This is a genomic window from Ruegeria sp. CDSB013 (assembly GCF_059611165.1).
Genome location: NZ_JBXWPA010000010.1, coordinates 165,630 through 178,269, shown reverse-complemented (window position 1 = coordinate 178,269; position 12,640 = coordinate 165,630). Strand labels below are relative to the sequence as shown.

At 56.0% G+C, this 12,640-nt stretch carries 15 protein-coding genes; 7 read left to right on the top strand and 8 right to left on the bottom strand.

Features of this window, described 5'->3' with window-relative positions:
- Nucleotides 1-27 precede the first annotated feature (27 nt).
- The 3 genes from AC2FJF_RS17230 to AC2FJF_RS17220 all read right to left on the bottom strand — a co-directional run bounded on the left by AC2FJF_RS17230 (nucleotide 28) and on the right by AC2FJF_RS17220 (nucleotide 2,823).
- Nucleotides 28-660, bottom strand: coding sequence for a tyrosine-type recombinase/integrase (locus AC2FJF_RS17230; RefSeq protein WP_170491474.1), 633 nt, complete (start codon nucleotides 658-660; stop codon nucleotides 28-30).
- Nucleotides 661-765: 105 nt separating this feature from the next.
- Nucleotides 766-1,929 (bottom strand): tyrosine-type recombinase/integrase, encoded by a 1,164-nt coding sequence (locus AC2FJF_RS17225; protein ID WP_170491470.1) that lies wholly within the window; start codon nucleotides 1,927-1,929, stop codon nucleotides 766-768.
- A gap of 354 nt (nucleotides 1,930-2,283) precedes the next feature.
- A complete protein-coding gene (locus AC2FJF_RS17220) occupies nucleotides 2,284-2,823 on the bottom strand; it encodes an RNA 2'-phosphotransferase (protein ID WP_496726474.1) in 540 nt (179 codons plus the stop codon).
- 182 nt (nucleotides 2,824-3,005) lie between these two features.
- On the opposite strand from AC2FJF_RS17220, the gene AC2FJF_RS17215 reads away from it, so the two are divergent.
- From AC2FJF_RS17215 to AC2FJF_RS17185, 7 genes are all read left to right on the top strand, one after another.
- Nucleotides 3,006-3,161: a hypothetical protein gene (locus tag AC2FJF_RS17215; protein ID WP_496726473.1), complete on the top strand. Its 156-nt coding sequence runs from the start codon at nucleotides 3,006-3,008 to the stop codon at nucleotides 3,159-3,161.
- Nucleotides 3,162-3,929: 768 nt separating this feature from the next.
- Nucleotides 3,930-4,304: a hypothetical protein gene (locus tag AC2FJF_RS17210; RefSeq protein ID WP_496726472.1), complete on the top strand. Its 375-nt coding sequence runs from the start codon at nucleotides 3,930-3,932 to the stop codon at nucleotides 4,302-4,304.
- Complete coding sequence (locus AC2FJF_RS17205) at nucleotides 4,301-4,966, top strand: MotA/TolQ/ExbB proton channel family protein (protein ID WP_496726471.1); 666 nt, start codon at nucleotides 4,301-4,303, stop codon at nucleotides 4,964-4,966. The genes AC2FJF_RS17210 and AC2FJF_RS17205 overlap by 4 nt, the downstream gene beginning before the upstream one ends.
- Nucleotides 4,959-5,324 (top strand): ExbD/TolR family protein, encoded by a 366-nt coding sequence (locus AC2FJF_RS17200; protein WP_496726470.1) that lies wholly within the window; start codon nucleotides 4,959-4,961, stop codon nucleotides 5,322-5,324. The genes AC2FJF_RS17205 and AC2FJF_RS17200 overlap by 8 nt, the downstream gene beginning before the upstream one ends.
- Nucleotides 5,321-5,698 carry an ExbD/TolR family protein gene (locus AC2FJF_RS17195; RefSeq protein ID WP_496726469.1) on the top strand — a complete coding sequence of 126 codons (378 nt, stop codon included), beginning with the start codon at nucleotides 5,321-5,323 and terminating at the stop codon, nucleotides 5,696-5,698. Before AC2FJF_RS17200 ends, AC2FJF_RS17195 begins: the two co-directional genes overlap by 4 nt.
- Nucleotides 5,695-6,831, top strand: coding sequence for an energy transducer TonB family protein (locus AC2FJF_RS17190; RefSeq protein ID WP_496726468.1), 1,137 nt, complete (start codon nucleotides 5,695-5,697; stop codon nucleotides 6,829-6,831). Before AC2FJF_RS17195 ends, AC2FJF_RS17190 begins: the two co-directional genes overlap by 4 nt.
- 379 nt (nucleotides 6,832-7,210) lie before the next feature.
- On the top strand, nucleotides 7,211-8,239 hold the full coding sequence (locus AC2FJF_RS17185; protein WP_496726467.1) for a porin: 1,029 nt from the start codon (nucleotides 7,211-7,213) through the stop codon (nucleotides 8,237-8,239).
- A 64-nt stretch (nucleotides 8,240-8,303) separates the two neighbouring features.
- On the opposite strand, the gene AC2FJF_RS17180 is transcribed toward AC2FJF_RS17185, so the two are convergent.
- The 5 genes from AC2FJF_RS17180 to AC2FJF_RS17160 are packed head-to-tail and all read right to left on the bottom strand — an operon-like array spanning nucleotide 8,304 to nucleotide 12,510.
- A complete protein-coding gene (locus tag AC2FJF_RS17180) occupies nucleotides 8,304-8,846 on the bottom strand; it encodes a DUF3833 family protein (RefSeq protein ID WP_496726466.1) in 543 nt (180 codons plus the stop codon).
- On the bottom strand, nucleotides 8,843-9,460 hold the full coding sequence (locus tag AC2FJF_RS17175; RefSeq protein ID WP_496726465.1) for a DUF3833 domain-containing protein: 618 nt from the start codon (nucleotides 9,458-9,460) through the stop codon (nucleotides 8,843-8,845). The genes AC2FJF_RS17180 and AC2FJF_RS17175 overlap by 4 nt, the downstream gene beginning before the upstream one ends.
- Nucleotides 9,457-10,680, bottom strand: coding sequence for an MFS transporter (locus tag AC2FJF_RS17170; RefSeq protein ID WP_496726464.1), 1,224 nt, complete (start codon nucleotides 10,678-10,680; stop codon nucleotides 9,457-9,459). Before AC2FJF_RS17170 ends, AC2FJF_RS17175 begins: the two co-directional genes overlap by 4 nt.
- A complete protein-coding gene (locus AC2FJF_RS17165) occupies nucleotides 10,680-11,225 on the bottom strand; it encodes a hypothetical protein (RefSeq protein ID WP_496726463.1) in 546 nt (181 codons plus the stop codon). Before AC2FJF_RS17165 ends, AC2FJF_RS17170 begins: the two co-directional genes overlap by 1 nt.
- On the bottom strand, nucleotides 11,179-12,510 hold the full coding sequence (locus AC2FJF_RS17160; protein WP_496726462.1) for an NAD(P)/FAD-dependent oxidoreductase: 1,332 nt from the start codon (nucleotides 12,508-12,510) through the stop codon (nucleotides 11,179-11,181). Before AC2FJF_RS17160 ends, AC2FJF_RS17165 begins: the two co-directional genes overlap by 47 nt.
- Between the last annotated feature and the right edge of the window lie 130 nt (nucleotides 12,511-12,640).

The window sequence follows — 12,640 nt, the reverse complement described above, 5'->3', positions numbered from 1 at the left end:
AGCGGACGATCCCACCCGCCAATAGTGTTAAAGATCGATACGTTCGGCAATACTCAGGGCGTCTTCAAGCTCGACGCCGAGATAACGGACTGTACTGTCCACCTTGCTGTGACCGAGCAGAAGCTGAACGGCACGTAAGTTTCCAGTCTTTCTGTATATCAAAGCAGCTTTGGTGCGCCTAAGCGAATGCGTGCCGTAGCTGGACGGATCGAGACCAATCGATAACACCCAATCCCGGACAAGCCTAGCGTATTGCCGGGTCGAAAGATGTGGCAAAACACGCAAACGACTTGGAAACAGATAATGTTGTCCACGCATGGCCGCCGAAGAGACCCATTGTGACACGACTTCACGTGTATTCTCCGTCACTTCAAATTGCACTGGCTTCGCAGTTTTACTTTGAACAACGGATACCCGATCGCGAACAGAATTGCCGACGGCGAGATCGTTAACCCTCAGGCGGACGAGATCGCACCCGCGCAACTTGCTATCGATGGCAAGATTGAACAATGCCAGGTCTCTCAGCTTGTTTGCAAGTTCGAGCCGAGCGCGAATGGCCCAGACTTGCTTTGGCTGCAATGGCCGCTTTTGTCCAACTAGTCTGCCTTTGTTCCAGGGCGGACGACGCGTTGTGACAACGGGAAGTAGGGATTTGGACATCTTAGATCTCCGTCCATTCCCTTCCGCCCCAAACATCGACACTGTGCCGACAGCTGCAGTCTAATTGCCGCTCGCGTGTCTTCAGCACAGGAAAGTTCTCAGGTTTCAGGAACTGCCACCGCTGATCTTCTTACCCATCACATCCGCTGCCTGCCGCAACGGGTCATCTGCGAGGTGCGCGTAGCGTTGCGTGGTGGACGGGTTCGTGTGTCCAAGCAATCGACCGACTATAGGCAGACTCAGGCCGCTGGAAACGAGATGCGACGCATGTGTATGCCGATTGTCGTGGATACGGTAGTCTTGAAGACCTGCAGATGTGGTGACCGAGCTCCAAAATTTCTTCAGATCTTTATACGGTTGGTCCGGAGAGCGTCCCGGAAACAACCAGCGACTTTCGGTAGATTCCCCTGCGCTCATTGCCGCAAGCAAATCACAGGTTGCTGACGATATTGGCAGGTGCTCTCGTCGCTTTTGCTTTGTGTGGTGCGACGGCTTTGTCCAGACCGCGCGATCCAAATCGAAGTCTTCCCATTTTGCCGTCAGGACTTCGCCGATCCGTGCACCTGTCAGGAGTTGCAGGCGTATAGCGTTGGCTGCAACCTGATTTGGATGCTCTGACAGAGCCACCAAAAGCCTTTGCAGCTCATCGTCTGACAGCCAGCGGTCCCGCTTTTCCTCGGGAAACTTTTCTATACCGCGCGCCGGATTGTCAGAACGCTGACCCCAGCGTACAGACAGTTCAAACATTTTCGACATGAGGGCCAGAGTGCGATTGGCTTGATATGGCGTATCACGCATTTGATTGTGAAGCTTTTGAACATGCTGATGCGTCACTTCAATGACTTTAAAGCCCCCAAGCTTGGGGAGAATGTAACGGTCCAGCATCGACCGATCATTCCGAACACTACCGGGACGTTTCTTTGGCTCCGCATGTTCGGTCATGTATTGCTCCGTAAGTGATTTCACCGTTGGTGAATGCCTTAGCGTTTGAGCATCCGCGACAGGATCTCCGCCACGCACTACGTCAGCAAGAAGCGCGCGGGCCATTCCGCGAGCGGCGCCCAAAGACAAGGTTGGCCCATATCGCCCAAGTGTCTTGCGTTTCGACCGACCAGTTTGTTTGTTGCGATATTGAACCAAGAAGCTTTTGACACCGGTCGTTTTTACGCGGAGTCCAAAACCCGGCAAACCGTCGTCCCAATAGATCGTGTCCCGGTTTGTTGCTGAAATGCGATCGACACTTGATTTTGTTAGTCTGGCGTTGGGCATATTGCATCCAGATGACTTAGGTAAGCATAGGGTAAGCAAAATGCGGGGAGTTGGGAAGAGCCTTGTAGAAACCACAGAACGCGAATACTCTAATTATTAAAGGGAATAAGCTGCTCAATCGAACTGCCCATAACGCTATCGAAAAAGAGGCAATAAGACTTTTAATCAGTGGGTCGCAGGTTCGAATCCTGCACGGCTCACCACTTTTTTCAAATGTGATGTCATTAATGCATAAGAGTGCGTTTGGAATGCATAAGCGTGCAAGTGCCGTGTTTAGCGGTAGATGTCAGCGCAAAGCAGCGCGATCGTTTTGGACAAATTTCATAACAAGCGGGCTCAGTTTTAAGCTTTTTGTCAGGCAGTTTGTCCGAATCCGAGATAGCTTGCCGGCACCTTATCTGTGAGCCAAACACCATTATCTGCACAGAAGAACTCAAAGCCATCGTCGAACATTTGCTTAGCTTCGACGCGTAGTACAACTGGCTTGCCGTGACGCTGGCCAACGCGCTCGGCGGTTTCAGGGTTGGTTGAGAGGTGCACTTGACGGCGTCGCCCAGGGTTTAACCCATCGGAGAAAATTGCATCTAAATTTGTGCTGGCGGTTCCGTGGTATAACTCGTCTGGTGGGTGCCGAGGTTCTAAGCCAAGGTCCACATCAACCGAATGGCCCTGTGCTGCCCTAATCCGGGAGCCATCCTCAGACAAAGTGAACCGTCTTTTGTCGCTGCTTTCCACAAGCCGAATGAGCTCGTCGCGGCTTAGCTTGCGGCTTGCCTTTTTCAGCTTCCGCAGCAGCTCATCAACCCGAACCCACCCTTGCTTATCAAGCTGAAGACCAATCTCTTCAGGTTTGTGCCTAAGCACCAGGCTTAAAAAATTGCTTTCTCTACTCATACCCAAACTGCAAGTGCGCGCTACCCTTGTTGGTGATTAACACGAACGCAGTCGCCTAGGAATTACATATAAAGCGCTCGTTTGATCCCATGGTAAAACCCGTCGATTTGAGCTTGCTCCAGAACTCAATATAGCAAAAGCATCTGGGCACCAGTCGCAGTTCGCTCGAATGAGGCGGCCCTTTGCTGCCTTTGATCACGGAGTTGGATCGCCGCGTTGTGGGCGTCGAACCGGCCATTCGCTGTACTCGCGAACCATTCACCGTTTCGGTAGAGCAATATGAAGAGTTCTTCCGTCGCGAAGCTATCTTGGAGACGTGGTTGCGCGATCAAGACTAAGCACTTCCAGAAGTTATGCTGCGACACCTGCTTTCAGCGGGTGTTTTTTTGTCGGCCCGCATGTGTTTCTGCAAGGTTACGAGTTTCGCCTGCACGCATATGGTTGAATAACTGATGGTTCGGGGATCTTCTATATATTATCAGATGGCTAATTTTGCTTCACTTAGATTGGCTGCAAAAATCGCACTCTTATGCGTTACTGACACAAAATTTGGCGCCCTGAAGGTCAATTGACCTCCTGTGACAGTACAGCAACTTTATACAGGGCCATTATCGGAGCCATCGAATGTTTCAGGCTGTGTTCCGATCGAGTATCTCCCCAGCCTTGTTGACCGTGGATTGCTTGGCGAACTTCGCATATTCCCAGTCAAGTCAGTTTTGGTGAAACTGGCGGAAAGATGCATGAGTGGGAATTCAGAAAGGCCGACAGTTCGGTCTACCCGACGATCCAGGAAAACCGGCTTGTTTAGGCACAGATTTTTGAAAGCCAAAGTATCGTGATTTCAGCTGAACACGGTATGAAATCAAACACCCCTGAGTGGCTGATCACCTCTGCGCTTGCAACCGCACATGAACGCTGGCGTGATCCCTATTCACAAACCCAAAGGTCCCCCTTTCGCCAACCCCTTGCATTGACTATGTGTAGCTGAACGCCAGCGGAGCGTCGCCGGCCCTTGATGTCTGCCTTGAACAATCGGGAGCGCGCCAATGTTCTTTCTCCGTCCGGCACTTGCTGCATTTTGCGCATGCACATTACCTGCAACCGCAATGGCACAGACCGAAGCAACTGTTTCGGGCGGCCTGCAAATCGAGCTGAATTCGGTTCAGGATGTCGAAAACGCATGTCGACTGACGTTTGTGGCGGAAAACCAAACCGGGACAGCCATTGACGAAGCCAGCTTTGAGACGGTGATCTTTGATGCTTCCGGCAGCGTAGTCAGCCTGACGCTCTTCAATTTCCGTGACCTACCGGAAGATCGCCTGCGTGTGCGCCAATTCGTCTTGCGCGACAGAGACTGCAGTTCGATTGGAAAAGCCCTGATCAACGGCACAAACACCTGCAAGGTGGCCGGGGAGGAGAGTTCGATATGTGAAGACAGTCTGAAACTGCAAAGCCGAATAGATGTGGAGTTGATTGGATGAGCCCCTTTGATGCGCTGCGCGAAATCCTTGATCTGGGCGGGCCTGTTGTTGCGATCCTGATCGCGATGTCGGTGGTGACCGTTGCGGTCACGCTTTATAAGCTTTGGCAGTTTGCCGCATCCGGCGTCGGGCGTCACCGAGTGTTGTCCGAGGCGCTGGCGGCTTGGGATGCAGGCGATCCGCAAACCGCCCACGCCCGCCTGGACAGAAGCCGCAGTTATCTTGCCCCCCTGGTACGGGCCGCGATGCAGGCCTCAGATACGCCGGGTTTGGACCAAAGGCTGGATGCCGAGGCCGGTCTGGCGCTTGCGGGGCTTGAGCGCGGCTTCCGACTGATGGACACCGTGGCGCAACTTGCGCCGCTGCTGGGTCTGTTTGGCACCGTCCTAGGGATGATTGAGGCGTTTCGCAGCCTGCAATCCGCCGGGTCGTCGGTCGATCCATCATTGCTTGCCGGTGGTATCTGGGTCGCCCTGCTGACAACGGCTGTGGGGCTTGCCGTGGCGATGCCGACCTCGATGCTGTTGTCCTGGTTCGAAAGCCGCACCGCGCGCGAACGGGTCTTTGCAGACAAGGCGCTGCGGACAATTCTGGTGCCGGGGCAGGCCGTTCCGCAGGCCGACGATACCCGGGCTGTGGCGACCGCCCCCGGACATGCGTAACACCGCACCCTTCGTACGGCGCCCCATGTCGATGACTCCGCTCATCGACGTGATTTTCCTGCTGTTGCTGTTCTTCATGCTGTCCTCGACCTTTTCCAAATATGGCGAGATCGAACTGAGCAACGCAGTGGGCGGCAGTGCGACCTCGGACACGCCGACCGAGCGGTTGTTCCTGCAGTTGGGGGCAGAACGACTGGTGCTGAACGGGCAAACGGTCTCTCTTAGTGATCTGGAAACGCAACTGGAGGCCGGGCAGGTTCTGGTCAGTTTGGACCCGGATACAACGGCGCAGCGCGTCATCGACGTCCTGGTCCGGCTGCGCGGGCGTGACGGATTAAGCGTTCTGGTGCTGGAATGATCAAGTACAGGCGCCCCAAACGCAGACGCGACTCAACTATTGCGCTGATAAACGTCGTCTTCCTGATGCTGATCTTTTTCCTGCTCACCGGCACGCTGGCTCCGCCGCTTGATCCGGATCTTGAGCTGGTGAACACTGCAGACCTAGAAGGGCGCGAGCCTCCTGATGCGCTGATCCTGCACGCCGACGGCTCGCTGAGCTATCGTGGAATTCCAACCGACCCTGAAATGCATATGCGTGACCAAGGGGCCGATGGCGTGCGCATCGTCCCCGACCGAAATGCACCGGGCCCGCGTCTGATCGAGGTGACCGGCGCGTTACGCCGTCTAGGCGCGTCATCCGTCTTTGTTGTGACCGAGAAGGCGCTGGAATGATCCGCCGGTCGGTTTTGATTGCGGCGGCGGCCATTCTGGTGTCGCTGTTCCTGCACCTGATGGGGCTCAGCGTGACCGGGCAGCGGCTTGCAGAAGACGCGCCAGGCGGCCAAGCGCCTGAATCAATCGAACTAAGCACGACATTCGAGGATCTTGCCGAGGTTGCCGCCGAGCCGGTTGAACCCGAACCGGCCGAGGCACCAGAGCCTCCGGTTGAAACACCGCCTGAGGAACCGGAAATCCCGGTCAGTGAGGCGCTTGTCGCGTCGGAAAACCCGCAGGAGGTTTACGCGCCCGATATCGGCGAAGCAGAAGTGGTTCAGCCGACTGCCACGGAACCGGTTGAGCCTGATGTGGCAGAGACCGAAAACACATCCGAAGGCGATGCCGCCGCCAGCGAAAATTTCAATGAAACACCGCCGGTCGAGGCGGAAACAGCAACCGAGGTGCCCGAAGGAATTCCCGAGGCAGAGGTCGTCGAGCCAGAGGTCGCGACCGAAGTCCAGCCCGTATCACCCCAACCGCAAGAGCTGGCGGCGCTGCCGGTCACCCCGTCGCCCGAGGCCGCGATTCCCGTTGTCCCGTTGGAGTCTGAGGCGATTGAGCCGGATGACCCGGTTGAACCGACCGACCAGGATGCGACGGAGGACGTGACAGAACTGGCCGTGACGTCTTCGATCCGGCCGCAGCGCCCCGACCGGCAACCAGCGCCCGAAAGGCGGGGCACACTGAACGGCGCGCGCGACTTCAGCGAGTTGCAGTTCCCGTCAGAGGTGGTTGAATCGCCCCTTTACGCCTACAGGCGCGAAGGTCTGGATGCCTTCACGACTGGCAGCAGTGGCAGCCGCTCGGGCGGGCGTGGCCCCGGCAATTCGGACACCACCAATTATGCGGGTGAAGTCTTGGTCCACCTGAACCGCGCGCCGCCGGTATTTGTTGCTGCCCGGGGATTTGCCAAGGTGTTTTTCGAAATCAATCCCGATGGCACGCTGGCCTGGGTCGATGTCATCGACAGTTCAGGGTCGTCCGATGTTGACCGGGCCGCAAGGGCGCAAGTGCAGGCGGCCTCGCCCTTTCCGCTGCCGCCAGGTGGGGTCAGCCGCAAGTTGTCCTTCTTCTACACCAGCAATTGATTGGCGGGTGTAAGCGCTCCATCCGTCCAAACCAGGGCCAGTTTTGGGCGGGATTTCGCCCGAATCCACCATTTCCGGACATGCCGGTTAACAACTCCGGAAGTCTCATTTGCAAACCTGAACGATTTTTGCCATTTAAAGAGGTATCGCCGCATTTCTGTGATCAAATCTTTGTAATAAAATACGACTGAATACGAAAACACACGTAAATGCTCGGGAAATTGGACTGTCGGCATTTTCTGCATTTGCAAAGATGCAACAAGTGCCCAGTGTGCGCCACGAGAAATGCTGCGAAATCGTTGCGTGTGCTCGGAAATTGTTCGAATAGGCCAACAGTCGCTTTGGCGGCTACACTCCTCTCAAATCTTATGGGTTTACCATGAAAAATCTCCTCATTGCATCGACCGCGTTGATCGCAACCGCAAGCGTTGCTGCCGCGGATGTTAAATTCAGCGGCTACGGCCGTTTTGGTATTGGATATCAGGAAGACCGTACCGGTACTGTTGACAACTTCACCGTTGATCCGGCAACCGGCGCAGTTACCAGCGCCGGCACCGCGACCGTCGACACCGACAACACCATCCTGGTCTCGCGCTTCCGTCTGAACATCGACGGCACCGCAGAAACCGATGGCGGCGTTGAGTTCCAGGCACGTGTTCGTCTGCAGGCTGATGACGATTCCGGCAACGGCGAACAGAACAGCGCGGGCCTGAACGGCGCACGCTTCTCTGTCATCTACGGTGGTCTGCGTGTTGACGCCGGCAACGTTGCGGGTTCTTTCGACAACCTGGCAAACTACTTCGGTAACGAACCGGGCCTGGAAGAGTTCCTAGGTCAGTATTCGGGCGTTGACTACAGCTTCCTGGAGTACACCTCGACCGGTTCGGGCGCGAATGCCGTGTTCTTCCAGTACGCAATTGGCGATTTCGCATTTGGCGCGTCATATGACCAGGCAACTGTTGCTCTGGACGGTGTTCCGCAAGACGCAGACCGTTGGGACATCAGCGCAACCTACACATTCAACAACATCACTGCCGCTCTGGCTTATGGTCAGACCAAGGCGAACGTGAACAGCAGCAGCGAAAAGCAGTCGCTGACCGTTCTGACCCTGGGCGCAGAATTCGGTGACTTCTCGGGTACACTGTTCGTAGCTGACGATGACGTTGTTGATGACGCCGAGAACGGCACCGCATACGGTCTGTCGCTGGCATACGACCTCGGCGCTGCAACCACCCTGCAGTTTGCTTACGGTGACGGTTCCGCTGACAACGATACCCGCAATATCGGAATTGGCGCCATCTACGACCTGGGCGGCGGTGCATCGCTGCGTGGTGGTATCGGCGAAATCAAAACGGGTGACGAGGACGGGCGCATCCGCGCTGACTTCGGTGCGCAGTTCAACTTCTAAGTTGAGCTAAACCACAAAGTTTAAGGGCAGGTCTTCGGACCTGCCCTTTTCTTTAGATGCTAGCTTATTTCTTCTCAAAGAACAGAATGACCTCGCCCAGCCGGACGCCATAACGCGAGACATAGGCTCGGTTCAGCAGACGGTCATCGTCCAGCAGCCACATCCAGTCGTCAAAGTTGACCCGCATGGTGCCTTCTTTGATCGGTAGGTCGATCTTGTATGTCCAGTTGAACGTATCGCCGCGTTCGACACCGCTGGCGGTTCCAAGAACGCCGGGGGCCGTGCCGGTCCAGGTGTCCTCGCCCGCCTTGGTTAGCGTCCAGACACGCTGTTCGGTGGCGCCGTCATCATAGACGAAATCCTCAACCAGGGTCAGGGTTTCACCATCCCACGTTCCGTCGATATCCACCGTAAATCGGCGCGGTACGTTGCCCAGAACATCCTGAAACTGACCATAAGCGACGGTTTTCCCTTCAAAAAACTCTTCAAGGTTCAGCAGCCGGTCTGACAGAAAGGTCTTGGGAATACGCGGTTTGGCAGAACAGGCGGTTAGAACCGCAAGACCGATGACTGCCAGACCAGCGACAATAACCCGGCGCGAGATCATTGCAGCGGCCTTTGCTCTGCGTCCGCATCATAGCCGTTTGAGCCGGGGACATGAGCGGATTTGACCTCGGGCGCGGGACGCATCGTGGCAATCAATTCAGCGACCTTAATGCCGAGCTTGCGCATCTCGGACCGGTTCATGATTATACCGTTTTCGGTCAGGTACATCCAGTCGGTGACGTCCAAAGTGTGCCCACCGGCATCCTCGGGAAGAATAATGCGGTAGGTAAGTTTGACAGTTGATCCTGAAATTGTTCCATGACCTTCGCCGACGATGTCATCCGCCGTGGCGGTGAACGTATTGCCGGTGCCCAGCGTCAGATACCACTTGCGTGTCATCTGTTTGCCGTTGGAATAGGTGAAATGCTCGGCCAACGTGCCGGTGTTTCCATCCCATTTCCCAACCATACGGGCGACAAAACTGTTCGACATCTTGCCGTTCGGCCCATAGATCAGCCCTTCGGACAGGATCTCTCCGCTCAGTACCTCTTTCATTTTGAATGCAGGCCCAGTGCCGGCGTAGTCGGCCGGTGTTTGCGACCGGAAGCTCAGGAACCGGTTCTTGGCGATAAACAAAGCGAGAGCGGCGAACAGTAAAACAACAAGCGTTTTCATTTGGCTGAGACCTCCGTGGGCAACGTCAGGACCATGCCAAACGCACCAAATTTCAGGATGCAGGGTAGTACCGCATAAGCCAGATTGAGTGTGTCCAGGGCTTGGGCGGTATTCGATTGACCAGGTGTAAAACCGCTGCGTTCCAGCAGGGGCAATGTAAAGAAGGCGGCCAGCGCAAGGCCCAGTTTGCCAGCAAAGGACCAGATACCGAACGCAGCTGACGCATTCAGGCCAGCGCGGGTCAAAACGACCGAGAACATGGCAGGCAGGACCACCATGTCAGCCCCGAGCGCCGCGCCAGAGGCAAGACAAATCAGGGCAAAGCCCAGAAGTTCGCCTGACGGCAACATCGCGGCACCTATGAAGCTGGCAATAGACAGCGGCATTGCAATAATTAGGGTCTGTTTTGGGCCAATGCGATTACTGAGCTTGGCCCAAAGCGGCACACTGGCCCCGGCGCTGAGGAAGAACAGGATCAGCAAGGGACCCGCCTTGCCCGGAAGTTGCAACCGGTCCTCGACGAAAAACAGAAACAGGGTCGAGGTGATGGCGACCGGCAGGCTGTTGACCAGAGCCAGCGCCAGAAGGCGCAGCGCCCCGGCCTGACCCAATCCGGTGAAAGACAGGCCCGCACCCGTAATCGGTGTCCGCCGCCACATCGGAAAGGTCACCGCGATGGTGACGATCGACAGGACGCCCAGGAACAGGCCAAAGGCTGGATATCCCTGCGCACCGGCCCCGAAAGCCACAAACAGCGCGGGCGCGCTGGCGGCGATGACAACCCCGGCCAGTTGTCCACCTTCACGGAAGGCTGCCAGTGTCATCAACTCTTTCGTGTCCGGTGCTTTAGCCAGTGTCGCGCTGCGCCCATAAAGCAGAATGGTTCCAAGGCTATAGGCCGAGAACAGCAGGATTAGGATCAGGATCAGCGATGTCACGCTTGCGCCTTCTGGAAGAGCAAAGAGCAGCGGGAAGCCCATGGCCAGCCCAATTGCGGCCACAGCGGCGAATGCCAGCTGGCCACCCGGCCAGCGGTCAATCGCCCAGCCAATCAGCGGGTCCTGCACCAGATCCACCAGTCGGATCACCAGCAGAACGGTGCCGATGACGCCAAGGCTGATCCCAAGGTTGACGGCTGCAAAGCGCGGCAGGTGGATATAGAGGGGGATACCCGCTGCCGCGAGCATCAGCGCATAGAGGCTGACCCGTGGATACAGCATCATTGCCCCTTCAACTGGCGCGTAAAGCTTGCCGATCTAGTGCTGTCGCCAAGAAAGATCGACATGAATGTATTTTTGATGCCCTGCCCAGTCAGGTTGCAGGTTTTGCGCCCGTTGAGCCAGAAACCAACCTTGTTCGGCCCATCCGAAACAGCCAGATAAACATCACCTTTGCTGACGGCCTCAAAGCACTGTCCCAGATTGGCCTGTGTAAGCCCGCTGTTGCCCTGCCGTGTCATTTCATCAAGCGTGGATTCGATCAAAGCCTTCTGCTTGATGTTCCTGCGGTAGGTCAGCTGCAAACCGAAATCCTCACTCCAGCTGAACGGGGCGCCACCGGGCGTAAACAGCTTGGCGTCATAAATCGGCAGGCCCAGATACCGGAACGTTGCCGAGCCGCGCAATTCGGCACTCGGCAAAGCATTCGATACGGTTGACGCTGCCAGCCCGCTTGGGGCCAGCAAAGTCAATGAAAGAAGAATAGCGCGCCAGAATGGACTATTCTGCCGCGACAGGGATGACCTGGTCTTTATCCAGAACGCCATTGTCAGCTCCGATGGTTTGCGGGGTGCCATTCAATCGCTCGAAAACATGCATCGCGCTGGCAATCCCGTCCTCGTGAAAACCGTGCCGGTTGTATGCGCCGGCAAACCACGTTTTGTTCTGTCCCTGCATCTCGCGAATTTGGCCTTGTGCCTTCAGGGCTGCCTGATCGAATACCGGGTGGGCAAACTCGACCTCGTCATAGATTTTGTCCGCGGGAATATCTGCCGAGACATTGAGCGTCACAAACATCGGATCGCTGTCCGGAATGTTCTGCAACCTGTTCATCCAATAGGTGACGCCGACATTTCCGGCTTGCGACCGATAGGTCCAGCTGGACCAGCAGGCCCGCCTTTTGGGCATCTGGCCCGGGTCGCAATGCAAAACGGCCTTGTTAGGTTGGTATTTGATTGCACCGAGGGCGGCTTTTTCCTCGGGTGTGGCGCTGTCGCCTAGAATGGCCAGTGACTGGTCGGAATGGGTGGCGAGGATGATCTCATCATACAGATCGGCCTGACCTTCGCTATGTACAGTTACGCCCAACTCATTCCGCTGAACGTTCTGAACCGGAGCAGCAACGCGGATTTCACAACCGCGGGCGCGCAGAGAGGCCTCGATGCGGCGGACATATTCGATGCTGCCGCCTTTGACCGTCCACCACTGGTGTTGTTTGGTTCGATCACCGGCCAGCAAAGCATGGTTTTGAAAGAACTGTACCAGCGACCGCGCGGGAAAACGGTCAATGAATTCAACGGGGGTGGACCAGATCGCCCCGCACATGGGCATCAGATAGTTGTGGCGGAACCAGTGGCCCAGTCTCAGTTGATCAATCAGTTCCCCAATTGTGGTGTCATCGTCCTTGGCTGCCCCTGGCGCCTCTTTGCCAAAGCGCAGGATGTCAGAGATCATCTTGTAATAGGCCGGCCGCATCAGGTTACGCTTTTGCGCGGTCAGAGTGCGCAGATTGTTCAGCCCGTATTCGAGGCGACCATTGTCGATCGTCGCGCCAAAGCTCATCTCACTTTGAATGACGGGGACGTTCAGTTCGTCGAACAATTTTGTCAGGTTCGGGTAGGTGGCATAGTTGAACACGATAAACCCGGTGTCGACCGGCTGATCACCGTTCTTGCCCGCCATCACCGTCCGGGCATGACCGCCCAGCCGGGGCTGGGCCTCATAGATCGTTACGTCGTTGTCTTCGGATAAATAGTAAGCGGCGGATAGACCCGAAATGCCTGCACCTACAATTGCGATTTTCTTGCGTGAGCCCCGTGGTTCGTCGAACATGTGATCCCCTTAGTGAGACATTTAAAAAGGATTACGTACTAGTTGCGGGTACGGATCAATCACGTTGGACTTTTTTTGAACGTGCGTTACTTCGTAAAGTCTGCCCGATTTTTGGTGCAGTCACGTGATC